Annotated in this window: 20 protein-coding genes; 9 read left to right on the forward strand and 11 right to left on the reverse strand. The window is 57.0% G+C overall.

The features are described 5' to 3' along the window. Nucleotides 1-5 precede the first annotated feature (5 nt). From ACTJJ1_RS18025 to dolP, 4 genes are read left to right on the forward strand one after another with little or no spacing between them, the layout of a single operon-like run. On the forward strand, nucleotides 6-2,033 hold the full coding sequence (locus ACTJJ1_RS18025; RefSeq protein WP_122288888.1) for a penicillin-binding protein activator: 2,028 nt from the start codon (nucleotides 6-8) through the stop codon (nucleotides 2,031-2,033). Further along, a complete protein-coding gene (locus ACTJJ1_RS18030; RefSeq protein ID WP_004948459.1) occupies nucleotides 2,030-2,383 on the forward strand; it encodes a YraN family protein in 354 nt (117 codons plus the stop codon). Before ACTJJ1_RS18025 ends, ACTJJ1_RS18030 begins: the two co-directional genes overlap by 4 nt. 51 nt (nucleotides 2,384-2,434) lie before the next feature. Then, complete coding sequence (diaA, locus tag ACTJJ1_RS18035) at nucleotides 2,435-3,025, forward strand: DnaA initiator-associating protein DiaA (RefSeq protein ID WP_004948462.1); 591 nt, start codon at nucleotides 2,435-2,437, stop codon at nucleotides 3,023-3,025. Between the two features lie 9 nt (nucleotides 3,026-3,034). Continuing rightward, nucleotides 3,035-3,610, forward strand: coding sequence for a division/outer membrane stress-associated lipid-binding lipoprotein (gene dolP / locus ACTJJ1_RS18040; protein WP_004948464.1), 576 nt, complete (start codon nucleotides 3,035-3,037; stop codon nucleotides 3,608-3,610). Nucleotides 3,611-3,652: 42 nt separating this feature from the next. Here the strand turns inward: dolP and mtgA are convergent, their stop codons facing one another. The 4 genes from mtgA to ACTJJ1_RS18060 all read right to left on the reverse strand — a co-directional run bounded on the left by mtgA (nucleotide 3,653) and on the right by ACTJJ1_RS18060 (nucleotide 8,643). Further along, nucleotides 3,653-4,384, reverse strand: a complete 732-nt coding sequence (gene mtgA / locus ACTJJ1_RS18045) for a monofunctional biosynthetic peptidoglycan transglycosylase (protein WP_006328238.1) — start codon at nucleotides 4,382-4,384, stop codon at nucleotides 3,653-3,655. Beyond that, the gene (gene elbB, locus ACTJJ1_RS18050) at nucleotides 4,381-5,034 is read right to left on the reverse strand and encodes an isoprenoid biosynthesis glyoxalase ElbB (protein ID WP_073440851.1); all 654 of its coding nucleotides are present in this window, start codon (nucleotides 5,032-5,034) and stop codon (nucleotides 4,381-4,383) included. The genes mtgA and elbB overlap by 4 nt, the downstream gene beginning before the upstream one ends. Nucleotides 5,035-5,272: 238 nt before the next feature. Further along, nucleotides 5,273-7,612 (reverse strand): aerobic respiration two-component sensor histidine kinase ArcB, encoded by a 2,340-nt coding sequence (gene arcB / locus ACTJJ1_RS18055; protein ID WP_006328248.1) that lies wholly within the window; start codon nucleotides 7,610-7,612, stop codon nucleotides 5,273-5,275. A gap of 104 nt (nucleotides 7,613-7,716) precedes the next feature. After that, nucleotides 7,717-8,643 carry a TIGR01212 family radical SAM protein gene (locus tag ACTJJ1_RS18060; RefSeq protein ID WP_409443710.1) on the reverse strand — a complete coding sequence of 309 codons (927 nt, stop codon included), beginning with the start codon at nucleotides 8,641-8,643 and terminating at the stop codon, nucleotides 7,717-7,719. Between the two features lie 694 nt (nucleotides 8,644-9,337). Here ACTJJ1_RS18060 and gltB point away from each other — a divergent pair. Continuing rightward, nucleotides 9,338-13,798, forward strand: coding sequence for a glutamate synthase large subunit (gene gltB / locus ACTJJ1_RS18065; RefSeq protein ID WP_440834737.1), 4,461 nt, complete (start codon nucleotides 9,338-9,340; stop codon nucleotides 13,796-13,798). A 10-nt stretch (nucleotides 13,799-13,808) separates the two neighbouring features. Beyond that, the gene (locus tag ACTJJ1_RS18070; RefSeq protein ID WP_440834739.1) at nucleotides 13,809-15,227 is read left to right on the forward strand and encodes a glutamate synthase small subunit; all 1,419 of its coding nucleotides are present in this window, start codon (nucleotides 13,809-13,811) and stop codon (nucleotides 15,225-15,227) included. A gap of 180 nt (nucleotides 15,228-15,407) precedes the next feature. Here the strand turns inward: ACTJJ1_RS18070 and sspB are convergent, their stop codons facing one another. The 5 genes from sspB to zapE all read right to left on the reverse strand — a co-directional run bounded on the left by sspB (nucleotide 15,408) and on the right by zapE (nucleotide 19,128). Continuing rightward, on the reverse strand, nucleotides 15,408-15,905 hold the full coding sequence (sspB, locus tag ACTJJ1_RS18075) for a ClpXP protease specificity-enhancing factor (protein WP_004948483.1): 498 nt from the start codon (nucleotides 15,903-15,905) through the stop codon (nucleotides 15,408-15,410). Between the two features lie 5 nt (nucleotides 15,906-15,910). Next, entirely contained in the window at nucleotides 15,911-16,552 is a 642-nt protein-coding gene (sspA, locus tag ACTJJ1_RS18080) for a stringent starvation protein SspA (RefSeq protein WP_004948486.1), read from the reverse strand. 335 nt (nucleotides 16,553-16,887) lie between these two features. Continuing rightward, complete coding sequence (gene rpsI, locus ACTJJ1_RS18085) at nucleotides 16,888-17,280, reverse strand: 30S ribosomal protein S9 (RefSeq protein ID WP_004948488.1); 393 nt, start codon at nucleotides 17,278-17,280, stop codon at nucleotides 16,888-16,890. A gap of 15 nt (nucleotides 17,281-17,295) precedes the next feature. Next, the gene (rplM, locus tag ACTJJ1_RS18090) at nucleotides 17,296-17,724 is read right to left on the reverse strand and encodes a 50S ribosomal protein L13 (RefSeq protein ID WP_004948491.1); all 429 of its coding nucleotides are present in this window, start codon (nucleotides 17,722-17,724) and stop codon (nucleotides 17,296-17,298) included. A gap of 276 nt (nucleotides 17,725-18,000) precedes the next feature. Further along, entirely contained in the window at nucleotides 18,001-19,128 is a 1,128-nt protein-coding gene (gene zapE, locus ACTJJ1_RS18095; RefSeq protein WP_004948495.1) for a cell division protein ZapE, read from the reverse strand. A 231-nt stretch (nucleotides 19,129-19,359) separates the two neighbouring features. On the opposite strand from zapE, the gene zapG reads away from it, so the two are divergent. The 3 genes from zapG (at nucleotide 19,360) to degS (ending at nucleotide 22,473) form a co-directional block, all read left to right on the forward strand. Further along, entirely contained in the window at nucleotides 19,360-19,761 is a 402-nt protein-coding gene (zapG, locus tag ACTJJ1_RS18100; protein ID WP_004948498.1) for a Z-ring associated protein ZapG, read from the forward strand. Nucleotides 19,762-19,954: 193 nt separating this feature from the next. Then, complete coding sequence (degQ, locus tag ACTJJ1_RS18105; RefSeq protein ID WP_122288887.1) at nucleotides 19,955-21,325, forward strand: serine endoprotease DegQ; 1,371 nt, start codon at nucleotides 19,955-19,957, stop codon at nucleotides 21,323-21,325. A gap of 89 nt (nucleotides 21,326-21,414) precedes the next feature. Beyond that, entirely contained in the window at nucleotides 21,415-22,473 is a 1,059-nt protein-coding gene (gene degS, locus ACTJJ1_RS18110) for an outer membrane-stress sensor serine endopeptidase DegS (protein ID WP_004948503.1), read from the forward strand. Nucleotides 22,474-22,547: 74 nt separating this feature from the next. Here the strand turns inward: degS and murA are convergent, their stop codons facing one another. Both murA and ibaG read right to left on the reverse strand, forming a co-directional pair. After that, nucleotides 22,548-23,807 carry a UDP-N-acetylglucosamine 1-carboxyvinyltransferase gene (gene murA / locus ACTJJ1_RS18115; protein WP_004948506.1) on the reverse strand — a complete coding sequence of 420 codons (1,260 nt, stop codon included), beginning with the start codon at nucleotides 23,805-23,807 and terminating at the stop codon, nucleotides 22,548-22,550. 54 nt (nucleotides 23,808-23,861) lie between these two features. Next, entirely contained in the window at nucleotides 23,862-24,116 is a 255-nt protein-coding gene (gene ibaG, locus ACTJJ1_RS18120) for a BolA family iron metabolism protein IbaG (RefSeq protein ID WP_004948511.1), read from the reverse strand. Nucleotides 24,117-24,205 lie beyond the last annotated feature (89 nt).

Below are 24,205 nucleotides of genomic sequence, written 5' to 3' on the forward strand. Positions count from 1 at the left end.
ACAGTATGCTTTCCTCAACATTCGTTCGTACCAAAGCAGGGCGTTCAAAGCCTGTCCGACTTACCGCAGTGATCGCGGCAGCCCTGTTCCTTGCAGGCTGTCCTAGTCAGGCCCCGCAGACGCCGCCCGCCAATATACAGGACGAAGCGAGCGCCAGCTCCGATTACTATCTGAAGCAGCTGCAACAAAGCAGCGATGATAACAAGGCTGACTGGCAATTACTTGCTATTCGCGCGCTGTTACGTGAAGGAAAACTGCCGCAGGCCAGTGAACAACTGAACCAACTGTCGAAAAACCTCAGCAGCGTTCAGCAGGTTGAACGCCAGTTGCTGACCGCAGAACTGCAGGTGGCGAACAAAAGCTATGTGAGCGCCCGCAGCACGCTGGGCCATCTGGATAGCGGTTCACTGTCAGCTAACCAATTGGTGCGCTTCTACCAGGCGCAGATCGCCGCCAATCAGGGTAAACCCTCTCTGCCGCTGATCCGCGCCTACGTTGCGCAGGAACCGCTGCTGACCGGCAAGGCTCATCAAACCAATCTGGATCAAACCTGGCAGGCACTGCTGCAGTTGACGCCGCAGGACATGAACAGTCTGGTGATCAACGCCAATGAAAACGTGCTGCAAGGCTGGCTGGATCTGCTGCGTGTCTATCAGGACAACAAGCAGGATCCCGACCTGCTGAAGGCCGGCATCAAGGACTGGCAAAACCGTTACCCGCAGAACCCGGCGGCGAAAACGTTGCCGACGCAGCTGAACCAGGTGCTGAACTTTACCCAGGCTTCCACCTCCAAAATCGCCCTGCTGCTGCCGCTGAACGGCCAGGCAAAAGTGTTCGCCGATGCGATCCAACAAGGTTTTGAAGCGGCGAAAAACGGCGTGGCCGCACCGGCGCAGGTACAGCAACAGCAGCAGCCTGCCAACAATCCCGTTCAGGCAGCAGCCCCTGCGGACGCCAATGCCAACGGTGCGGTAAGCACCTCGGCGCCGTCTGCGGATGCCGCGCCCGTGACCGCGGCTCAGCCTTCTACGCCGTCCAATGCGCAGATTACGCCGCCGCAGGCCACCAATGCGCAAATTAAAGTGTATGATACCACCAGCCAACCGCTGGCCGCGCTACTGACACAGGCACAGCAAGACGGCGCAACGCTGGTGGTGGGTCCGCTGCTGAAAGAGAACGTCGATCAACTGTCCGGCAGCAATACCACGCTGAACGTGCTGGCGCTCAATCAGCCGGAAACGCCGAAAGACAATCCGAACATCTGTTACTTCGCCCTGTCGCCGGAAGACGAAGCGCGCGACGCTGCGCGCCACATTTGGGAACAACAAAAGCGCCAGCCGCTGCTGCTGATCCCGCGCGGTTCGTTCGGCGATCGCGTTGCCAAAGCCTTTAACCAGGAATGGCAAAAACTGGGCGGCCAGACCGTGCTGCAACAAGGTATCGGCTCTGCCGGCGAACTGCGTCAGGCGGTGAACAGCGGCGGCATCCGCATGAGCGGCACGCCGATTTCCGCGGCACCAGCTCCGCAGGCCGTGACCATTGCCGGGCTGACCATTCCGGCGCCGCCAAGCGATGTGCCTGCCGAATCCGGCGGCAACGTGGATGCAGTCTACATCGTGGCGACCCAGTCCCAGCTGACGTTGATCAAACCGATGATCGACATGGCCACCACCTCGCGCAGCAAACCGGCCATGTACGCCAGCTCGCGTAGCTACCAGGCCGGTGCAGGCCCTGACTTCCGTCTGGAAATGGAAGGCCTGCAGTTCAGCGATATCCCGTTGCTGGCCGGTGCCAACCCGCAGCTGTTGCAGCAGGCGAGCAGCCGGTTCCGCAACGACTATTCGCTGGTGCGTCTGTACGCCATGGGGATGGATGCCTGGACATTGGCCAATCACTTTGCTGAAATGCGCCAGTTGCCCGGCTTCCAGGTCTCCGGCACCACCGGCATGCTGACCGCTTCACCAAGCTGCGTGATCAACAGGAAACTGCCTTGGCTGCAATACCGTCAGGGAATGGTGGTTCCCGTCTCTTGAGTCAACGCGCCAAGGGGGCGGGCTATGAGTTACAGGCCCGCCGCTATCTGGAACGCGCCGGGCTCACCTTCTTCGCCGCCAACGTTACGCTGCGCGGCGGTGAGCTCGATCTCATCATGCGCGATGGTCAAACCTGGGTGTTTGTTGAAGTCCGCTACCGCCGCAGCGACGCCTTTGGCGGTGCGGCCGCCAGCGTGACTTACCGTAAACAACAGCGGTTGCTGCATGCCGCCGCCGTTTGGTTGGCGGGGCGCGGAGCCAGTTTTGACACATCGTCTTGCCGTTTTGATGTTTTGGCCATCACCGGTAGCCAGTTAGAATGGATACCCAACGCCTTCAATGCGGATTAATCATGGTTTACCGGTGCAGACCGGCCCTTTGACTTAGTGGATTAATACAACGTGCTGGATAGAATTAAAGCCTGTTTTACCGAAAGCATCCAAACCCAGATTGCGGCGGCGGAAGCCTTGCCCGACGCCATCTCGCGTGCGGCGATGACGCTGGTTCAATCCTTACTTAACGGTAATAAAATTCTGTGCTGCGGCAACGGTACCTCGGCGGCCAACGCGCAACATTTCGCCGCCAGCATGATCAACCGCTTTGAAACCGAGCGCCCAAGCCTGCCGGCCATTGCGCTGAATGCCGATAACGTGGTGCTGACGGCGATCACCAACGATCGTCTGCACGATGAGGTTTATGCCAAGCAGGTGCGCGCTCTCGGCCATGCCGGCGATGTCTTGCTGGCAATTTCCACCCGCGGCAACAGCCGTGATATTGTGAAAGCGGTCGAAGCCGCAGTGACGCGTGACATGACGATTGTCGCACTCACCGGTTACGACGGCGGGGAGTTGGCCGGTTTGCTCGGTCAACAGGATGTCGAGATCCGTATCCCATCGCATCGCAGTGCTCGTATTCAGGAAATGCATATGCTCACAGTAAATTGCCTATGCGACCTGATAGATAGTACGTTGTTTCCCCACCAGGACGAATAAGGAACTGAGATGAAGCTGAAAGCCACATTTGCAGTGCTGTCCAGCGCCCTGCTGTTACAAGGCTGTATCGCCGGCGTTGTCGTCGGCAGTGCGGCTGTCGCCACCAAGAGCGCCACCGACCCACGCAGCGTAGGCACTCAGGTAGACGACGGCACGCTGGAAGCCCGGGTTGAAAACGCCCTGAGTAAAGATCAACAGTTGAAGAAAGACGCCCGGGTGGTTGCTACCGCCTATCAGGGTAAAGTATTGCTGACCGGCCAGTCGCCGAGCACCGACCTCGCCGCCCGCGCCAAGCAAATAGCGATGGGCGTCGAAGGCACGGCCGAAGTGTATAACGAGATCCGCCAAGGGACGCCAATCAGCCTCGGCACTGCGTCCTCCGATACCTGGATCACCACCAAGGTGCGCTCGCAACTGCTCACCAGCGACACGGTGAAATCATCCAATGTGAAGGTCACTACCGAAAACGGTGAGGTATTCCTGCTGGGCCTGGTCACACAACAAGAAGCGCAGTCGGCCGCGCAGATCGCCAGCCAGGTGAGCGGCGTGAAACACGTCACCACCGCCTTTACCTTCGTGAAATAACCCGCTGCGCCGGGGTAGGCATGATGCCTTTATCCCGGCGCGCTAATCCAGATTATTTTCTTTCAGAAAGCCTTCCCCACCCAACTGCCGCATCTGGCGCATAATCCACTGCTGCCGTTGAATCACATAGCCGGAAGGCGCACTGGCTTTAAAACGATGCGGGTTTGGCAACACCGCCGCCAGCAGCGCCGCTTCAGAAGCGGTCAGGCGTTTAGCCGGTTTATTGAAAAAGCGCTGCGACGCCTCTTCCACGCCGAATACCCCATCGCCAAATTCAACGATATTCAGGTAAACCGTCAGGATCCGCCGCTTGGTCCACACCAGTTCGATCCCCGAGGTCAGCCCGGCCTCCAGCCCCTTGCGCAGCCAACTGCGGCCATCCCACAAAAACAGGTTCTTCGCCGTTTGCTGCGACAGCGTGGAGGCGCCGCGGATGCGTGTGGGGCGACGTTCGTTGTGGCTGAGCGCCTTTTCGATCGCCGCCACGTCGAACCCCCAGTGTTCAGGGAACTTCTGGTCCTCCGCCGCCATGACCGCCAGCGCCATCTGCGGAGAAATATCGTCCATCGATACCCAGTCGGAGTGCGCCACATAGCCAAAATCGCCGCTCAGCCAGGCACCGAACTGCCGCTCCACCATCACCGCAGAAAAAGGCACCGGCAAGAAAGCAAAAACGGCTATCCCAAGCCCCCACAGGCCGACCAGGGCAATTATTCCGCGTTTCAGCCAAAACCAGGGCCGGGAAAAAATCGATTTGCCCGCGGACTTTCTCATTCAACCAAATCCAGCACCCGTGAAACCAGCTTATCAATCCCGTCGGCCGCCTCGCCGATAGATTTCGCCAACATATAGGCTGGCGTGGTCACCACTTTGTTTTCAATATCCACCACGATGTCATCAACCGGGCAAATAACCGGCTCGCCGCCCATGGCATCAATCACTTCACCCAGGTCCGGATCGTTGCCAATGGTCAGCCGCACTTGTTGATCCAGCAACTTCGGCAGCAGCGCGGGGGCAATGCACATAAAACCAATTGGTTTATTTGCCTTATGCATTTGTTGCGTTAACTTAGCTAAATCTTTATCAATCCAGCATTCTGCCCCTTCACTGGCGAAGCTGCTGAGGTTCTTCGCCGCACCAAATCCACCGGGTACAATCAGCGCATCCAACTGGCCGGCATCGGCCTGTGAAAGCGGCCGAATTTTCCCTCTGGCAATACGCGCAGACTCGACCAAAACATTGCGCTCTTCCGGCATCTCATCGCCAGTTAAGTGATTAATAACATGAAGTTGAGATTTATCCGGCGCAAAGCACACCGCCTGTGCCCCCGCCCGGTCCAACGCAAGCAGCGTCAGGACGGCTTCATGGATCTCCGCACCGTCATAAACTCCGCAGCCGCTCAGCACAACGCCAACGTTTTTCATCACCCTTACTCCTTATGAGACTGTCAACTGGTTAGTGCTCGGAGTTAACAAACACTAATCTACATCACACATTTTAATGAATCTTCTAACAAGAGCGCTTACATTTGCTATGTTGTTGGCTGTATGATGTTTAGGAATTCTCTACAACCTGCTCGACCAGAACACTGAATACCAATACGCAGGTTCACAATTTCCCTGGTGTTGGCGCAATATTCGCGCACCCCGGCCTAGGTCGGGGTCATTTTTTTTCAGCGTTCGCAACCCACTCGCGCAGTACCTGTACATCGTTGCGCCATTCCTGCTTGAGCTCATCAACCCAGTCCTGCACGTTATCCCACCACGCCGGCAACGTCGGGGTCTGAATCTGTTGCGCCAGTAACTGCAAATGACGCAGGCCAACCGACCCGCAAGCGCCCTTGATTTTATGCCCTTCTTCGGTGATGCCTTTCTGGTCACGCGCCGTCATATTGGACTCCAGCACCGCCAGATAGCCCGGCATCATCTGCTCAAACATCTCCAGGCTCTGATGAATCAGTTGCGGCCCCACCAGGTCCATGTACTGTTCCAGCATTGTGGTATCCAGTAACGACTCATTAATCTGCATCGCCTTTTGCTCCGTTTTCTTTGTGGTGTGAGAGGGTTGATGATCCCAGTAATGTTTAATGACCTTGGTCAACGCCGGTACAGAAAGCGGCTTGCTCAGCACATCGTCCATACCCGCGTCGAGATACTCTTTTTTGTCTTTCAGCACGTTGGCGGTCAAAGCAACCAGCGGCGGCAGCGTTTGCCCGGCATAACGCTCGCGCAGCACCCGGGCGATATCCAGCCCGGTCATGTCCGGCAGTTGGATATCCAGCAGCACCAGATCAAACTCGTCCGGATCGAACATCGCCAGCGCGTCGGTGCCGTTCATCGCCACTTCCACGCTGTTGCCGAGCTTCTCCAGCACTGAGCGCGCCACAATCACGTTCAGTTCGATATCCTCCACCAGCAGGATATGCAGCGCCGGCAACGGCAGATCCTCCTCGGCACGCGTCTCACTTTCCGCCTCCTGCACCGCCGGCGCATTGATGGTCAAGGTGAAGCAAGAACCGTGCCCCTGTACGCTGCTGACGGTGATATCGCCGCCCATGCTCTGCGCCAGGCGTTTGGAAACAGCCAACCCGATGCCGGTGCCGGTCGCCGGGCGGCCGCCGTGCTGATCTTTCACCTGATAATACATGGCGAAGATCTTGTCCTGTTCGTCCTGCGGAATACCCATGCCGGAATCTTCCACCTCAAACACCAGTCGATCCTGCTCTTCACGCCGCACACGCACCACAATCTGCCCGTGCGGGGTAAACTTCACCGCATTGCCGATCAGGTTCCACAGGATCTGCCGCAGGCGGGTGCCGTCGGTGATGATTTGCTGCGGCAGCGGCGATTGCGGCTCCATCACGAACTGCAGGCCTTTTGGCTGCGCCAGCAGGCCGGAGAGGTTTTCCAGATCCGCCAGGAAGCCGGTAAAATCCACCGGCTGGTTGTCGAGCTGCACTTTCCGCCGCTCGAGCTTGTCCATCTCAATGATGTCATTGAAGATATTGCCCAGCGTGATGGCGCTGACATGGATGGTCTTCAGGTATTTCAGTTGCTCATCGTTCAAATCGGTATCGAGCAGAATACGGCTCAGCCCGACGATGCCGTTAAGCGGCGTACGAAGCTCGTGGCTGATCGTTGAGATGAAGGTGGTCTTGTCCCTGCTGGCGTTCTCCAGCGCGTCCTGGTAGCGCTTACGCTCGGTTATATCGCGACCAAAGCCCATCAGCCCGTGACGTTTGCCCACGCGATCGTAAAACGGCACCTTGCGCAGCTCAAAACAGGCCTTGCGCCCGTCCGGGTAAACCAGCCACTGTTCGTAGGTCAGGGAGACGTTATGGCGAAAGACCTTCTCATCGGTTTCTATCACCTTTTCGGCGATTTCCTGGCTGTAGACGTCAAACGGCGTCAGGCCGATCAGCTGCTTTTCGCTTTTGCCGGTCAGCAGTTCCATCGCCCGGTTACAGCCGGAGAATTCTTTGTCTTCGTTGCGGTAATACACCAGATCGGGGGAAGCATCGAGGAACGAACGCAACAGCGCCGATTGCTGGCCCAGCTCAATCTGCGCCAATTCGCGCTGCTCCATCTCTTCCGTCAGCTTGTCCATTACCTGCTGGCGATCTTGCTCCGCCTTGATGCGGTCGGCGATTTCCTGATTCAACTGGCTGATGTTGTCTTTAAGCTGCTGGTTCAGCTCCAGATCGCGGTGGCGCATTTCTTCCAGTTTATCGACCAGCCGCGCCAGGCGCTGGCGAGATTCTTCCAGTTGCTCGACCACCACCGACAGAAAATACACCGCCCAGGGCGTGATCAGCAGGCCGAAGAAGATCGAACGCACCACGTCGATGCTTTCCACCTCGCCGCGCAGCAGCATGGTCACCGCCATTTGCACCACCATCGCCAGCACCACCAGCGCCGAAGCCAGCAGCAGCGAAAAGCGCACCAGCCCCAGTTTCACCATTAAATCAACGTAGTACTGGGCTAATACCCGGATTTGCTTCATAGCGGCTCCCATCAGACAGAATCGGTTAAATCATACCGTAAAACCTCGGTGAGATAAGGAAGCAAACACCGAAGTGTGGGAAAGTTTGCAAATCAAAACAGCGATCAAGGGCGATATTGCCGCTTTTCATCCAATCCGCTGCCCTGCCCGCCATAACGCTGCAGGTAGCCGCCGACCGCCTGCATGCCGTTCCAGCGGTTTTCGCACCATAATGGTGCCAACAGCGTCGGCCGACGGGCGCTGGCGGAGATGCGGTGATAGACAATCTCTCTCGGCGTATGGCGGATCATCTCCCCGGCACTGGCGGCGTACTCCTCCAGCGCCAATTCAGGCATGCGCCCGGCCTGCCAGGCACGCGCCAGAGTGCTGCCGGTAACGATATGCAGCGGGTGCAGCTTGATGCCGTCCACGCCGCTGTCCACCACCTGCCGCAGCGTAGCCAGATGATCGGCCGAGCTTTCCCCCGGCAGCCCGACGATCAGGTGGCTGCATACCTTCAGCCCACGTTCGCGTGCCAATCGGGCGGTATGCTGGTAACAGGAGAAATTGTGGCCGCGATTAATGCGCTTCAGCGTTTTATCGTGCGCAGTCTGCAGGCCCAGCTCGAGCCAAACCTCATAACCTTGTTCAAGGTAGCCCGCCAGCAAATCAAGCGCGGCGGGCGGCACGCAGTCCGGCCGCGTGCCAACGCAGATCCCGATCATATCGGCCTGCGCCAGCGCCTGCCGATACATGTCCGCCAGCAGGCTCACTTCTGCATAAGTACTGGTATAGGCCTGAAAGTAGGCCAGATAACGTTTTGCGCGGTTGACCCTGCCGGCCTGCACCCTCAGCTGTTCGGCAATGCTCTGGCGCTGCATCTGTTCGTCGGCAAAAGAGGCTACGTTGCAGAAAGTACAACCGCCACGGCCAAGGGTACCGTCGCGATTTGGGCAGCTAAAACCGCCGTGCAGCGTGAGTTTATGAATCTTTTCGCCGTGCCGACGCTGGAGATCGGCGCCAAACATATTGACTAATTGCGGCAACTGCATAATCTTGGCTTTCTCTGTACTCAAAGCCCGTGATGCTAATAAGAAACGGCTTTTCCTGCGATGACAGAGATCAACGCTTTCCCTTCAAGGCTTCACCAGGCATAACTATTCATTATAAATGCAAATAAAATCACCCGAGCCAAGATGAATTTTTCTTATTCTCCCCTAACCGTTAACGCCTGTATGACAAAGCGATTAAAAATAGTTACAAATAACAAGAAAGCATAACTTAATAGAATAAAATTCTGACATTCACGCCCGCACTAGCATGGTGCAGAGATTCAGAGGTTGCACTATAGTGAGACAGCTCACATTTCCTCGAGCCCTGACGCTCCTCGCCACCACCGTAAATTCATGTAAAAACATTTACCTTTCAAAAAGATAACCCACAATAATTCAATAAAAAACGCTCTTAAGCCTATATTTGACCTGCGTATTCTTTCTCGCTAAGTTGGAAGTCCGCTGGAAGCTTTCTGGACGGGCAAACGTCTCGTCATATTTATGCAGTTATTTAAGACTCCCTCTTAAAACAAGTCATTCACCACTTGTGAGAACCGTCACGAGAGGCCATTGATGGAGGGCGGAAAAGCAGATCGGCGATATTAACCTTGCTGATTGGACTTCCGCCTGACGTTGGGAAGCCCCCTCGCAGTTGGTTGTAAGAGTCACGCAGAGCCTGGGGAGGTTCACTGATATGTTGTACGATAAATCCCTTGAGAGGGACAACTGTGGTTTCGGCCTAATCGCCCACATAGAAGGCGAACCTAGCCACAAGGTGGTGCGAACTGCTATTCACGCGCTGGCCCGAATGCAGCACCGTGGCGCAATCCTTGCTGACGGCAAGACTGGCGACGGTTGCGGCCTGTTATTGCAAAAGCCCGATCGCTTTTTCCGCATGGTTGGAGAAGAGCGCGGCTGGCGTTTAGCCAAGAACTACGCCGTTGGCATGATGTTCCTCAGCCAGAACGAAGAGGAAGCCCGTGCCAGCCGCCGCATTGTGGAAGAAGAGCTGCAAAATGAAACGCTGTCGGTCGTCGGCTGGCGTGAAGTGCCGACCAACCCGGACGTTTTGGGTGAGATCGCCCTCTCTTCCCTGCCGCGCATTGAACAGATCTTCGTTAACGCCCCGGCGGGTTGGCGCCCGCGCGATATGGAACGCCGCCTGTTTGTGGCGCGTCGCCGTATCGAAAAGCGCGTTCAGGACGACAGCTTCTATGTCTGCAGCTTCTCGAATCTGGTCACGATCTATAAAGGCTTGTGCATGCCTGCGGATCTGCCGCGTTTCTATCTCGATCTGGCGGACCTGCGCCTGGAATCGGCCATCTGCCTGTTCCACCAGCGTTTCTCCACCAACACCGTGCCGCGCTGGCCGCTGGCGCAGCCGTTCCGTTATCTGGCGCACAACGGTGAGATCAACACCATCACCGGCAACCGCCAATGGGCGCGCGCCCGTACTTATAAATTCCAGACGCCGCTGATCCCGGATTTGCAAACCGCCGCCCCCTTCGTCAACGAAACCGGCTCCGACTCCAGCTCGCTGGACAACATGTTGGAGCTGCTGCTGGCGGGGGGCATGGACCTGATCCGCGCCATGCGTTTGCTGGTGCCGCCGGCCTGGCAGAACAACCCGGACATGGACACCGATCTGCGTGCCTTCTTCGACTTCAACTCAATGCACATGGAGCCGTGGGACGGCCCGGCAGGCATCGTGATGTCCGATGGCCGCTACGCCGCCTGTAACCTGGACCGTAACGGTCTGCGCCCGGCGCGTTATGTAATAACCAAAGACAAACTGATCACCTGCGCCTCCGAAGTCGGCATCTGGGATTACCAGCCGGATGAAGTGGTGGAAAAAGGCCGCGTTGGCCCTGGCGAGCTGATGGTGATCGACACCCGCAGCGGCAAGATCCTGCACTCCGCCGAAACCGACGACGACCTGAAAAGCCGCCACCCGTATAAAGAGTGGATGGAAAAGAACGTCAAGCGCCTGGTGCCGTTCGAGGATCTGCCTGAAGATCAGGTCGGCAGTCGTGAGCTCGACGACTCGCAGCTCGAGACTTACCAGAAACAGTTCGGCTACAGCAGCGAAGAGCTGGATCAGGTGATCCGCGTGCTGGGCGAGATCGGCCAGGAAGCTACCGGCTCGATGGGTGACGATACCCCGTTCGCCGTGCTCTCCAGCCGCCCACGCATCGTTTATGACTATTTCCGCCAGCAGTTCGCGCAGGTGACCAACCCGCCTATCGACCCGCTGCGCGAAGCGCATGTGATGTCGCTGGCGACCAGCATCGGCCGCGAAATGAACGTGTTCTGCGAGGCCGAAGGCCAGGCGCACCGCCTTAGCTTCAAATCGCCGATCCTGCTGTACTCCGACTTCAAGCAGCTCACCACGCTGGAAGGCGAATATTATCGCGCTGACACGCTCGATCTGACCTTCGATCCTGCGGTGCAGGATCTGGAGCAAACCATCCGCGCCCTGTGCGACGAAGCGGAACGTAAAGTTCGCGACGGCGCCGTGCTGCTGGTGCTGTCCGATCGCGCCATCGCCGCCAACCGTCTGCCGGTGCCTGCACCGATGGCTGTAGGCGCGATCCAGACCCGTTTGGTAGAGAAAAGCCTGCGCTGCGACGCCAACATTATCGTTGAAACCGCCAGCGCCCGCGATCCGCACCACTTCGCCGTGCTGTTGGGCTTCGGCGCTACCGCAATCTACCCGTACCTGGCCTACGAAACGCTGGCCAAACTGGTGGATACTCAGGCGATCGACAAGAAATACCGCGACGTGATGCTGAACTACCGTAACGGCATCAATAAAGGCCTGTACAAGATCATGTCCAAAATGGGCATCTCGACTATCGCCTCTTACCGCTGCGCCAAACTGTTTGAAGCGGTCGGCCTGCATCGCGACCTGTCCGATCTCTGTTTCCAGGGTGCAGTCAGCCGCATCGGCGGCGCCAGCTTCAGCGACTTCCAACAGGATTTGCAGAACCTGTCCAAGCGCGCCTGGCTGAAACGCAAACCGCTGGAACAAGGCGGCCTGCTGAAGTTCGTTCACGGCGGCGAGTACCACGCGTACAACCCTGACGTGGTGAGCACCTTGCAAACTGCGGTACACAGCGGCAAATACAGCGACTATCAGGCTTACGCCAAACTGGTGAATGAACGCCCGGTCGCCATGCTGCGTGACCTGCTGGCCATTACGCCACAGGGCACGCAGATCCCGGTCGACCAGGTTGAACCGGCAGAATCGCTGTTCAAACGCTTCGATACCGCGGCAATGTCTATCGGCGCATTGAGCCCGGAGGCCCACGAGTCGCTGGCCATCGCCATGAACAGCCTCGGCGGTTTCTCCAACTCTGGGGAAGGCGGCGAAGACCCTGCACGTTACGGCACCAACAAGGTTTCACGCATCAAGCAGGTGGCATCCGGCCGTTTCGGCGTGACGCCGGCCTACCTGGTGAATGCCGACGTGATCCAAATCAAAGTGGCGCAAGGGGCAAAACCGGGCGAAGGCGGCCAGTTGCCTGGCGACAAAGTGACGCCTTATATCGCCAAGCTGCGTTATTCGGTGCCGGGCGTAACCCTGATTTCTCCACCGCCGCACCATGACATCTACTCGATCGAAGATCTGGCGCAGCTGATTTTCGACCTGAAACAGGTCAACCCGAAGGCGATGATTTCGGTGAAACTGGTTTCCGAACCGGGCGTCGGCACCATCGCTACCGGCGTGGCGAAAGCCTATGCCGATCTGATCACCATCGCCGGCTACGACGGCGGTACCGGTGCCAGCCCACTGTCGTCGGTGAAATACGCCGGCTGCCCGTGGGAACTGGGCCTGGTGGAAACTCAGCAGGCGCTGGTGGCTAACGGCCTGCGCCACAAAATCCGCCTGCAGGTGGATGGCGGCCTGAAAACCGGCGTGGATATCGTCAAAGCGGCGATCCTCGGCGCAGAAAGCTTCGGCTTCGGCACCGGCCCGATGGTGGCGCTGGGTTGTAAATACCTGCGTATCTGTCACCTGAACAACTGCGCAACCGGCGTGGCGACTCAGGACGAAAAACTGCGCCGCGATCACTATCACGGCCTGCCGGAACGCGTCACCAACTACTTCCAGTTCATCGCGCGTGAAACCCGCGAGATCATGGCGCAGCTGGGTGTCAGCCAATTGGTTGATCTGATTGGCCGCACTGAGTTCCTGACCGAGCTGGACGGCATCTCCGCCAAGCAGAACAAACTGGATCTGTCGCCGCTGCTGAAAACCGCAACGCCGCATCCAGGCAAGGCGCTGTACTGCACCGAAAGCAGCAACCCGCCGTTCGACAAAGGGTCGATGAACAAAGATCTGCTGGCACAGGCGGAACCGCATATCGAAGCGAAGCAGAGCAAGACCTTCTACTTCGATATCCGTAACACCGACCGTTCAGTGGGTGCCACCCTGTCCGGCGCTATTGCTACCGTACATGGCGATCAGGGCATGGCAGCAGACCCGATCAAGGCCTATTTCTCAGGCACCGCTGGCCAGAGCTTCGGCGTATGGAATGCGGGCGGCGTTGAGCTGACCCTGACCGGCGACGCCAACGACTATGTCGGCAAAGGCATGGCCGGCGGCCGTATCGCCGTACGCCCACCGATTGGCTCTGCCTTCCGCAGCCATGAAGCGAGCATTATCGGCAACACCTGTCTGTACGGCGCCACCGGCGGCAAGCTGTTCGCTGCAGGCCGTGCGGGCGAGCGCTTCGCGGTGCGTAACTCCGGCGCTATCACCGTAGTTGAAGGCATTGGTGATAACGGTTGTGAATACATGACCGGCGGCATCGTCTGCGTGCTGGGTAAAACCGGCATCAACTTTGGCGCAGGTATGACCGGCGGCTTCGCTTACGTGCTGGATGAAGATGGCGTGTTCCGCAAACGCGTTAACCCGGAGCTGGTGGAAGTCTTGGATGTCGAGCAACTGGCCATTCATGAGGAGCACCTGCGCGGTTTGATTACCGAACACGTGCAAGCGACCGGTTCTGCGCGCGGGGAAGAGATTCTGGCTAACTGGCCGGAATGGGCGCCGAAGTTCGCTCTGGTCAAGCCGAAGTCCAGTGATGTCAAAGCATTGTTGGGTCACCGTAGTCGTTCCGCAGCCGAGCTGCGGGTTCAGGCGCAGTAAGAGGTCATTAATGAGTCAGAATGTTTATCAATTTATCGACCTGCAGCGCGTTGATCCGCCAAAAAAACCGCTGAAGATCCGTAAAATTGAGTTTGTAGAGATTTACGAGCCGTTTTCGGAAACTCAGGCGAAAGCGCAGGCGGACCGTTGTCTTTCCTGTGGCAACCCTTATTGCGAATGGAAATGCCCGGTTCACAACTACATCCCGAACTGGCTGAAGCTGGCGAACGAAGGCCGCATCATGGAGGCGGCGGATCTGGCGCACCAGACCAACAGCCTGCCGGAAGTGTGCGGACGCGTCTGCCCGCAGGATCGCCTGTGCGAAGGTTCCTGTACCCTGAACGATGAGTTTGGTGCAGTGACCATCGGTAACATCGAACGCTATATCAGCGATAAAGCGATCGAAATGGGCTGGAAGCCGGACATGTCCCACGTGCAGCCTACCGGCAAGCGGGTGGCGGTGATTGGCGCCGGTCCAGCCGGCCTGGCCTGTGCCGATGTGCTGACCCGCAACGGCGTGAAAGCGGTGGTTTACGATCGTCATCCGGAGATCGGCGGGCTGCTGACCTTCGGCATTCCGGCCTTCAAGCTGGAAAAAGAAGTGATGGTGAAACGCCGTGGCATCTTCAGCGAGATGGGCATTGAGTTCCAGCTGAATACCGAAGTGGGCAAAGACATCACCATGGATGCACTGCTGAACGAGTTCGACGCGGTATTCCTTGGCGTCGGCACCTATCAGTCGATGCGCGGCGGGCTGGAGAACGAGGAAGCGCCGGGCGTCTACGACGCACTGCCGTTCCTGATCGCCAACACCAAGCAGCTGATGGGCTATGAAGCCGAGCCACACGAGCCGTATGTCAGCATGGAAGGCAAGCGCGTGGTGGTTCTGGGCGGTGGTGATACCGCAATGGACTGCGTGCGTACTTCCATCCGTCAGGGCGCAACTCAGGTTATCTGCGCCTACCGTCGTGATGAGGCCAACATGCCGGGTTCCAAACGCGAAGTGAAAAATGCGCGTGAGGAAGGGGTTGAATTCAAATTCAATCTGCAGCCTCTGAGCATCGAACTGAATAGCGCCGGCCGCGTCGCCGGTGTGAAAATGGTTCGCACTCAGTTGGGTGAGCCGGATGCCAATGGCCGTCAGGTTGCTGAGCAAGTGCCGGGTTCCGAGCACGTGATCGATGCCGATGCCGTAGTGATGGCGTTTGGTTTCCGTCCGCACAAGATGGATTGGCTGGCGGCACATGACGTTGAACTCGACAAGCAGGGTCGCATTGTGGCGCCGGAAGGCACCGATAACGCCTTCCAGACCAGCAACCCGAAAATCTTCGCCGGTGGCGATGCGGTGCGCGGTTCAGACCTGGTAGTTACGGCGATTGCCGAAGGCCGTAAAGCTGCCGATGGCATCATGAACTACCTGGAAGTGTAATATCCCTTCTGCTTCACGCTTCAGGGGCCCGGTTCACAATACCGGGCCCTTTGTTTTTCCGCACACGCGACAACCCCACCTTCTGCCCCGATACAACGATTGCATGACTTGATTATTCGGCAGGATCAAGGCAATAAAAAAGGTCGCCTGAGCGACCTTTTGCTGTTCGTAGCTGCAGGATTATTTCACCACGCGCAGCGATGGGCGGCCACCGCGCGGCGGCTGCGGCGGTTCATCGTCCGGCTCGTGGTCATCACTCATGTCCGGGCGATCGCCATCAATCACCGACATCAGGCTTTCCGATGGGATCGTCTCATTGTCCATGCCTTCAAAAGTGCCTTCCGCTTCATAAGCGGCTTCCGGTTCAAACATGGTGCCTGCGCCATTTTCACGCGCATAAATCGCCAGTACCGCTGCCATTGGCACCGAAACCTGACGCGGCACACCACCGAAACGCGCGTTGAAATGCACTTCGTCGTTGCCTAATTCCAGGCTACCTACCGCACGTGGCGCAATGTTCAGTACGATCTGGCCATCGCGGGCAAACTCCATCGGCACCTGCACGTCAGGGCGCGTCACGTCCACCACCAGATGCGGCGTCAGCTGATTATCAAGCAACCAGTCATAGAACGCCCGCAGCAGGTACGGACGGCGCGGGGTCATTTGAGACATATCCATGACGCTTAGCCCCGAGTCTGCAGGCGCATTTCGCGCTCGGCTTCGGTCAGGGAGGCCAGGAAGGCATCACGCTCGAACACGCGGGTCATGTAGCCTTTCAGCTCTTTGGAGCCTGTACCGCTCAGTTCAATGCCCAACTGCGGCAAACGCCACAACAGCGGTGCCAGGTAGCAATCCACCAGGCTGAACTCTTCGCTCATGAAATAAGGCGTCTGGCCAAAGATCGGAGCAATCGCCAGCAGTTCTTCACGCAGCTGACGACGGGCTGATTCTGCTTCCTGGCCGTTGCTCTTCTCGATTTTGTACATCAGCGAGTACCAGTTTTTCTCGATACGCAGCATCATCAGGCGGCTTTCACCACGGGCTACCGGGTAAACCGGCATCAGTGGCGGGTGCGGGAAGCGCTCATCCAGGTATTCCATAATGATACGGGATTCATACAGGGTCAGCTCGCGATCAACCAGCGTAGGCACCGTTTGGTACGGGTTGAGGTCAATCAAATCCTGCGGCAGGTTATCCAACTCGACCTGCTCAATCTCGACGCTGACACCTTTCTCCGCCAGTACGATACGTACTTGATGGCTAAAAATGTCGGTCGGGCCAGAAAACAGCGTCATTACCGAACGTTTGTTGGCAGCGACAGCCATGAAAACCTCCAAGTTTATCTAGAAAATACTGCGAATAGCCAACTAACAGGCTGCTATCCTGAATGATCTTGACCGCTGGCCAGCAGCACACAGATAAACCCTGGGTCTAAAACAGGACGCGGAGGTAGACTGACGACAGCTGCATGGCGAACAGGCGCAAAAGTGGATGATAGTTTACCAGATTTTGCTTGTTTTGTGGGGACTCTGCGGTGATTTCGTGTTGAATTGTCTGATATACCACAGATTTTAGTCGTGAGAAGGTAATTTTCAGGCATAAAAAAACCCGGTGAAGCACCGGGTTTTTGGCGTAAACTCCACTGCCGAAGCAGTAAAAATTAACGCTTGGAGAACTGCGGACGACGACGTGCTTTACGCAGGCCGACTTTCTTACGTTCAACTTTACGAGCATCACGAGTGACGAAGCCAGCTTTACGCAGCTCACCACGCAGAGTCTCGTCATATTCCATCAGTGCACGGGTGATACCGTGACGGATAGCACCAGCTTGACCAGAAATACCACCACCTTTAACAGTGATGTACAGGTCAAATTTGCCAACCATGTCGACCAGTTCCAGCGGCTGACGAACTACCATGCGGGCAGTTTCGCGACCGAAGTACTGTTCCAGGCTGCGCTGGTTAATTACGATGTTACCGTTGCCCGGCTTGATGAAGACGCGAGCGGCGGAGCTTTTGCGGCGACCAGTGCCGTAGTATTGATTTTCAGCCATTGCCTATAATCCCGATTAGATGTCAAGAACTTGCGGTTGCTGTGCCGCGTGAGTGTGCTCGTTGCCCGCGTAAACTTTCAGTTTACGGAACATTGCACGACCCAACGGACCCTTTGGCAGCATGCCTTTAACCGCGATTTCAATCACGCGCTCAGGATTGCGGGCAATCATCTCTTCAAAGGTCGCTTGCTTGATACCACCGATGTGGCCGGTGTGGCGGTAATACACCTTGTCTGTACGCTTGTTGCCGGTTACAGCAACTTTTTCTGCGTTCAGAACGATGATGTAGTCACCGGTATCAACGTGCGGGGTGTATTCCGCTTTATGCTTGCCGCGCAAACGACGAGCGAGTTCAGTAGCGAGACGGCCTAAAGTTTTACCATCCGCATCAACAACGAACCAGTCGCGTTTTACGGTTTCTGGTTTAGCTGTAAAAGTTTTCATTAGAAAGCTTACCCAATAATTAGTTACACGTTGGTGAACACCCAAACGCTCGAAAACAGTTGAGGCTCACACGACCATACAAGTCCAGCAAACCTACCCCTTCGAATAGCCATTGCCGGCACTATAAAGTTTTTGGGAAAAAAACTTTGTTGTAACGTGGGGTCGCAAGATTATAGAGAAGTCGCTCACAAAGATCGAACGCTTTTTGAATGGAAAAGCAATTTATCGCCGGCGAGAGGAAAGCGGGGATCCTGGCGGCCAGACCCCCGGGGGCGATCAAGGCAGATGAGGCAGCTTCAGATACTCTTCGCTTTGCATCTCCTGCAGGCGCGACAGGCAGCGTTGATATTCAAACTTCAACCGCTCCCCCTGGTAGATGTCGAACATCGACGCTTCGGCGGCAATCACCAACTTGACGTGGCGTTCGTAGAATTCGTCCACCAGCGCCAGGAAGCGGCGGGCGGTGTTCTCCTTCAACGGCCCCATCACCTGGACATTGTACAGTATTACGCTGTGATACAGCCGCGACAGCGCAATATAGTCCAGTTGGCTGCGCGGTTCTTCGCACAGGGTATGGAAATCCACCGCCAATACCCCATCCACCGCGCGGATCGCTTGCAGCGGCCGGTGATTGACCTGCAGCACCGGCGCCTCTTCTCCTGCCTTCCCCGCCAGCTTGATGAACATCCGATCCATGGTCTCTCGGGTCTGACTGTCGAGCGGCGTCAGATACAAATGCGCCTGAGTCAAAGTGCGCAAACGGTAATCAATGCCGGCATCGACATTCATCACATCGCAGTAGTCGTTAATCAGGGCAATCGCCGGCAAAAAGCGCGCACGTTGCAAGCCGTTGCGGTACAGCTCGTCCGGCGGAATATTGGACGTCGCCACCAGCGTGATGCCGCGAGCAAACAGCGCCTGCAACAGCGTGGCCAGCAGCATGGCGTCGGTGATGTCGGAGACGAAGAATTCGTCAAAACACACTACGTCGGTCTGCGCCTTGAACCCGTCGGCAATCATCTCCAACGGGTTCTCCTGCCCTTGCAGCTCGGTCAGTTCTTCGTGCACGCGCAGCATAAAACGGTGGAAATGCAGCCGCAGCTTGCGCTCCCCCGGCAGGCTGTGGAAGAACATGTCCATCAGCCAGGTTTTACCGCGTCCGACACCGCCCCACATGTACAGCCCCTGCACCGGACGAAGGCTGGTCGTTTCAGCGCCCTTGCCCAGCCAGCGGCTTAACTTGCCGCGCAGGCCGTTGGCCGACACGCTTGCTGCAGGTGCCTGCTGCAATGCCTGATAAATGCCCTCCAGCCGGGTAACCGCCTGGCGTTGAACCTCGTCGGCCTGATATTCCCCCGCATCCAGCGCCTGCTGGTAGCGTGATAACGGTGATAATGCCTGCATCTGTTCGATGTTCCCTTAGAACCCGTAGAAATTATTTAGCAAATTTTCGCGGCATGTTGATGCTGCTTCGCACCGTTATCGCCACAAATGTCCGCGTCGCGGCGTACTGAAAAACCCTGTAAACGCCAGGTTATGGCTTATCAGGATTCCACTCGGACAAGGTTAACGGTTATAGTGGATATTATTAAGTGAAAAATCCCTGCGGAACAACGAAGTCAAAAAGGAGTCATCATGACCTGGGAGTATACGCTGATTGGTTTAGTCGTCGGCATCGCCATTGGTGCGGTAGCGATGCGTTTTGGTAATCGTAAATTACGTCAACAACAAGTTTTGCAGAACGAGTTGGACAAGAGCAAAACCGAGCTGGAAGAGTATCGTCAGGAACTGGTCGGCCACTTTGCCCGCAGCGCCGAGCTGTTGGATAACATGGCGCGAGACTATCGCCAGCTGTATCAACACATGGCGAAAAGCTCCAACAACCTGCTGCCGGATCTGCCGATGCAGGAAAATCCGTTCCGCTATCGCCTGACCGAAGCCGAAGCCGATAACGATCAGGCGCCGGTAGAAATGCCGCGCGACTATTCTGAAGGCGCCTCTGGCCTGCTGCGTGGCGAGCGTCCGCGCCGCGACTGATCCTCACCCTGCCCGTGGGCCTGCCCCACGGGTTTTGATCTTGCCCGCTTTATCTCCCCCGCGCCTGAACTATCCTTAACGCTGGTGCTTGAGTGAACTTTTCACGCAAATTCACGGTCTTACCCTTCACTATGGTATTGCTGCTGCTTTATCATCACTATTTCATCGTCAGGTATTGAGAGAGTTATTATCAATGAAGAAAAAGTCGTTAATTCTTAGTGCATTGGCAATGAGTATTGGCCTCACGATCACCTCCGTACCGGCAGCCAGCGCCGCATTGCCCGTCGCTGTTCAGGGGCAGTCGCTGCCGAGCCTGGCACCGATGCTGGAAAAAGTGTTGCCCGCCGTGGTGAGCGTGCATGTTGAAGGGACCCAGGTGCAGCGCCAGCAAGTTCCGGAGGAATTCAAACGCTTCTTCGGCCCCGGCGGCCCAGGGCAGCAACAAAGCTCGCGCCCGTTTGAAGGGCTGGGGTCCGGCGTAATCATCGACGCCGCCAAAGGCTATGTGCTGACCAACAATCACGTCATCAACAACGCCGACAAAATCAGCGTACAGCTGAATGACGGCCGCGAAGTGGACGCCAAGCTGGTTGGCCGCGACGAGCAATCCGATATTGCCCTGCTGCAGCTCAGTGACGTGAAAAACCTGACCGCGATAAAAATGGCGGATTCCGATGCATTGCGGGTCGGCGATTTCGCCGTTGCCGTCGGCAACCCGTTTGGCCTCGGCCAGACCGCCACCTCCGGCATTATCTCAGCCCTGGGTCGTAGCGGCCTGAACCTGGAGGGGCTGGAAAACTTTATCCAGACGGACGCCTCCATCAACCGCGGCAACTCCGGCGGCGCGCTGGTTAATCTCAACGGCGAGCTAATAGGCATCAACACGGCCATTCTGGCACCGGGCGGCGGCAACGTCGGCATCGGCTTTGCCATTCCGAGCAACATGGCGCAGAACCTCAGCCAGCAGTTGATCGAATTCGGCGAGGTGAAACGCGGCCTGCTAGGCATCAAAGGCAGCGAAATGACCGCCGATATGGCCAAAGCGTTTAATTCCGAAGCCCAGCGCGGCGCTTTCGTCAGCGAAGTGCTGCCGAAATCCGCCGCCGCCAAGGCGGGCATCAAGGCCGGCGACATTTTGGTCTCCGTCGACGGCAAGCCGGTCAGCAGCTTCGCCGAACTGCGTGCCAAAGTGGGCACTACCGCTCCGGGCAAAACCATTAAGGTCGGGCTGCTGCGCGATGGCAAACCGCAGGAAGTTGCCGTTACGCTGGATAACAGCGAGGGCACCTCCACCAATGCCGAAACGCTTTCACCGGCCCTGCTGGGTGTTTCCCTCAGCAACGGCACCATTGCCAGCGGTGACAAAGGCGTGAAGATCGATAAGGTGGAAAAAGGCTCTACGGCAGCGCAGATTGGGCTGCAGAAAGACGATGTGATCATTGGCGTCAACCGCCAGCGCGTTGAGGACATCACGACATTGCGCAAAGTATTGGCAGCCAAACCTCCAGTCATGGCGCTGAACATCGTGCGCGGCACTGAAACCCTTTATCTGCTGCTGCGTTAATTTGTTTAAAAACCGGGCTCAGTGACATACTGCGCCCGGTATTCTCATGTTATCCTCCCTGCATCCTTCATCTCACGTACTAAAACTCCATGTTTGCTAAGCTCTTGCGTTCTGTCGTTATTGGTTTAATCGTTGCCGGCCTGCTGCTGGCTGCGCTGCCTGTGCTGCGCTCTTCCAATACTCTGTTCGCAGAAAAACATGACAATACCCGTGACGAAACGCCGGTCAGCTACAACAAGGCCGTGCGGCGTGCGGCGCCCGCCGTGGTGAATATCTACAACCGTAATATGAGCGGCGCCGCCAACGTGCTGTCGCTGGGTTCCGGCGTGATCATGAACGAACGCGGTTATATTCTGACCAATCGCCACGTTATCAAGGATGCCCAGCAAATTACCGTCGTGCTGCAGGACGGCCGCCGCTACGAAGCGCTGCTGGTCGGCTCCGACAGCCTGACCGATCTGGCGGTGCTGAAGATAGATCCGGGCAATCTGCCGGTAATCCCTATCAATAACGCCCGTGCCGCGCACGTGGGCGATGTGGTACTGGCGATCGGCAATCCCTATAATCTCGGCCAGACCGTCACTCAGGGGATCCTAAGCGCTACGGGTCGCATCAGTATGAGCACCACCGGTCGTCAGACCTTCCTGCAAACCGATGCCTCGATTAACCGCGGCAACTCCGGCGGCGCTCTGGTTAACTCACTGGGTGAGTTAATCGGCATCAACACCCTGACCTACGATAAAATCACCGACGGCGAAACACCGGAAGGCTTGGGGTTCGCCATTCCCATCGAGTTGGCCACCAAAATCATGGACAAATTGATCCGTGATGGCCGCGTTATCCGCGGTTACTTCGGCATTCAGGGCAAAGAGATTATTCCTTTGCGTTCGTCCAATTCCGGTATCGACCGCCTGCAAGGCATTATCGTAACCGAAATTACGCCGAACGGACCGGCGGGTAACGCCGGCTTCCATATCAACGACGTAATCACCAACGTTGACAGCAAACCGGCAATATCGGTACTGGAAACCATGGACCAGGTGGCTGAGATCCGTCCGGGCACGGAAATTCCGGTCATCGTACTGCGCGACGGCAAACGCATTACGCTGAAGATGACGGTGGGAGAGTTCCCGGAAGACAGCAATTAAAAAGGGCCCGGCCAAAGTGAGCCGGACCCTCAACGCAGTGTTTTCGCCGGGGCGTCGCCCCGGCATCTGACAAATTACTCGCCTTTCACACGCTCAATATTCGCACCCAGCGCACGCAGCTTATCTTCAATACGCTCATAACCACGGTCGATATGGTAGATACGATCGACGACGGTCACACCGTCGGCGATACAGCCGGCCAGTACCAGGCTGGCGGAAGCGCGCAGATCGGTTGCCATCACCTGGGCGCCGGACAGTTGCTCAACACCGTGACAAATCAAGGTATTGCTCTCAATCTCGGCGTGTGCACCCATACGGATCAGTTCAGGCACATGCATGAAGCGGTTTTCAAAAATGGTCTCGGTGATCACGCCGGTGCCTTCCGCGACCAGGTTCAGCAAGCTGAATTGGGCCTGCATATCGGTCGGGAAACCAGGGTGCGGCGCGGTACGTACGGTAACCGCTTTAGGACGCTTGCCGTGCATGTCCAGGCTGATCCAGTCTTCACCCACTTCGATATCCGCGCCGGCTTCGCGCAGCTTGGCCAACACGGCGTCCAGCGTATTCGGACGGGTATCGCGGCACATCACTTTGCCGCCGGAAACCGCTGCGGCAATCAGGAAGGTGCCGGTCTCGATACGGTCAGGCAGAACGCGATACACACCGCCACCCAGGCGCTCAACGCCTTCGATGGTGATGCGGTCACTGCCGGCGCCGCTGATTTTCGCCCCCAGCGTGTTGAGGAAGTTGGCGGTATCGACAATTTCCGGCTCGCGTGCGGCGTTTTCAATCACGGTGGTACCGGTCGCCAGGGTCGCTGCGCTCATGATGGTTACGGTGGCGCCAACGCTCACCTTGTCCATCACGATGTGCGCGCCTTTCAGGCGGCCTTCAACGGAAGCTTTAACGTAACCTTCTTCCAGTTTGATCTCCGCACCAAGCTGCTCCAGGCCGCTGATATGCAGATCGACCGGACGTGCGCCGATCGCACAACCGCCCGGCAGAGAAACCTGACCGCGGCCGAAGCGCGCGACCAACGGCCCCAATGCCCAGATAGAAGCGCGCATGGTTTTCACCAGGTCATAAGGTGCGCAAAACTCGTTCACGCCGCTGGCGTCTACATACACCGAACCGTTGCGTTCGATCTTGGTGCCTAACTGGCTGAGTAGCTTAATGGTGGTATCGATGTCCTTCAGCTTAGGGACATTCTGCAGCTCGACCGGCTCTTCCGCTAATAATGCGGCGAACAGGATCGGCAGGGCAGCGTTTTTCGCCCCGGAAATAGAAACTTCACCGCTGAGGCGGGTCCGGCCCTGCACACGAAATTTATCCATCTGACTACTCTCTGTTATCTAATCTGAAGCTGCCCGCCCGGAGGGCAAACAGCCTTAAAATCCGTTGAGTTTGCGGTCTCGCTGCCACTCTTCAGGGGTGTACGCCTTGATCGATAAGGCATGAATTCGGTTGTCCGCAATGTATTCCATCAGCGGTGCGTAGACCGTCTGTTGTTTCTTGACGCGGCTCATGGCGGCAAACAGCTCGCCGACCACGATCACCTGAAAGTGGCTGCCATCGCCCGTGACATGTGCTTCATCCAGCGCCAATGCTTGCATCAGCACGTCTTTAATCTCGTTATTTTCCATAGTATCCAGTTCTGCAGCAAAAGGATCATAATCAGCCTGACATCTTAGTGGAATACGACGTTTTCTTAAACTAAAGAAAAAGCCCCTGT

The organism is Serratia sp. 22264 (assembly GCF_052045345.1).
Lineage (GTDB): Bacteria > Pseudomonadota > Gammaproteobacteria > Enterobacterales > Enterobacteriaceae > Serratia > Serratia plymuthica.

Excerpts from the sequence above, each read along its gene's own strand:
- ibaG (WP_004948511.1), bottom strand. The coding sequence starts at position 24,116 with ATGGAAAATAACGAGATTAAAGACGTGCTGATGCAAGCATTGGCGCTG.
- zapG (WP_004948498.1), top strand. The coding sequence starts at position 19,360 with ATGACCTGGGAGTATACGCTGATTGGTTTAGTCGTCGGCATCGCCATT.
- ACTJJ1_RS18060 (WP_409443710.1), bottom strand. The coding sequence starts at position 8,643 with ATGCAGTTGCCGCAATTAGTCAATATGTTTGGCGCCGATCTCCAGCGT.
- ACTJJ1_RS18070 (WP_440834739.1), top strand. The coding sequence starts at position 13,809 with ATGAGTCAGAATGTTTATCAATTTATCGACCTGCAGCGCGTTGATCCG.
- arcB (WP_006328248.1), bottom strand. The coding sequence starts at position 7,612 with ATGAAGCAAATCCGGGTATTAGCCCAGTACTACGTTGATTTAATGGTG.
- rplM (WP_004948491.1), bottom strand. The coding sequence starts at position 17,724 with ATGAAAACTTTTACAGCTAAACCAGAAACCGTAAAACGCGACTGGTTC.
- sspB (WP_004948483.1), bottom strand. The coding sequence starts at position 15,905 with ATGGATATGTCTCAAATGACCCCGCGCCGTCCGTACCTGCTGCGGGCG.
- degQ (WP_122288887.1), top strand. The coding sequence starts at position 19,955 with ATGAAGAAAAAGTCGTTAATTCTTAGTGCATTGGCAATGAGTATTGGC.
- mtgA (WP_006328238.1), bottom strand. The coding sequence starts at position 4,384 with ATGAGAAAGTCCGCGGGCAAATCGATTTTTTCCCGGCCCTGGTTTTGG.
- zapE (WP_004948495.1), bottom strand. The coding sequence starts at position 19,128 with ATGCAGGCATTATCACCGTTATCACGCTACCAGCAGGCGCTGGATGCG.
- sspA (WP_004948486.1), bottom strand. The coding sequence starts at position 16,552 with ATGGCTGTCGCTGCCAACAAACGTTCGGTAATGACGCTGTTTTCTGGC.
- degS (WP_004948503.1), top strand. The coding sequence starts at position 21,415 with ATGTTTGCTAAGCTCTTGCGTTCTGTCGTTATTGGTTTAATCGTTGCC.
- ACTJJ1_RS18025 (WP_122288888.1), top strand. The coding sequence starts at position 6 with ATGCTTTCCTCAACATTCGTTCGTACCAAAGCAGGGCGTTCAAAGCCT.
- gltB (WP_440834737.1), top strand. The coding sequence starts at position 9,338 with ATGTTGTACGATAAATCCCTTGAGAGGGACAACTGTGGTTTCGGCCTA.
- rpsI (WP_004948488.1), bottom strand. The coding sequence starts at position 17,280 with ATGGCTGAAAATCAATACTACGGCACTGGTCGCCGCAAAAGCTCCGCC.
- dolP (WP_004948464.1), top strand. The coding sequence starts at position 3,035 with ATGAAGCTGAAAGCCACATTTGCAGTGCTGTCCAGCGCCCTGCTGTTA.
- elbB (WP_073440851.1), bottom strand. The coding sequence starts at position 5,034 with ATGAAAAACGTTGGCGTTGTGCTGAGCGGCTGCGGAGTTTATGACGGT.
- murA (WP_004948506.1), bottom strand. The coding sequence starts at position 23,807 with ATGGATAAATTTCGTGTGCAGGGCCGGACCCGCCTCAGCGGTGAAGTT.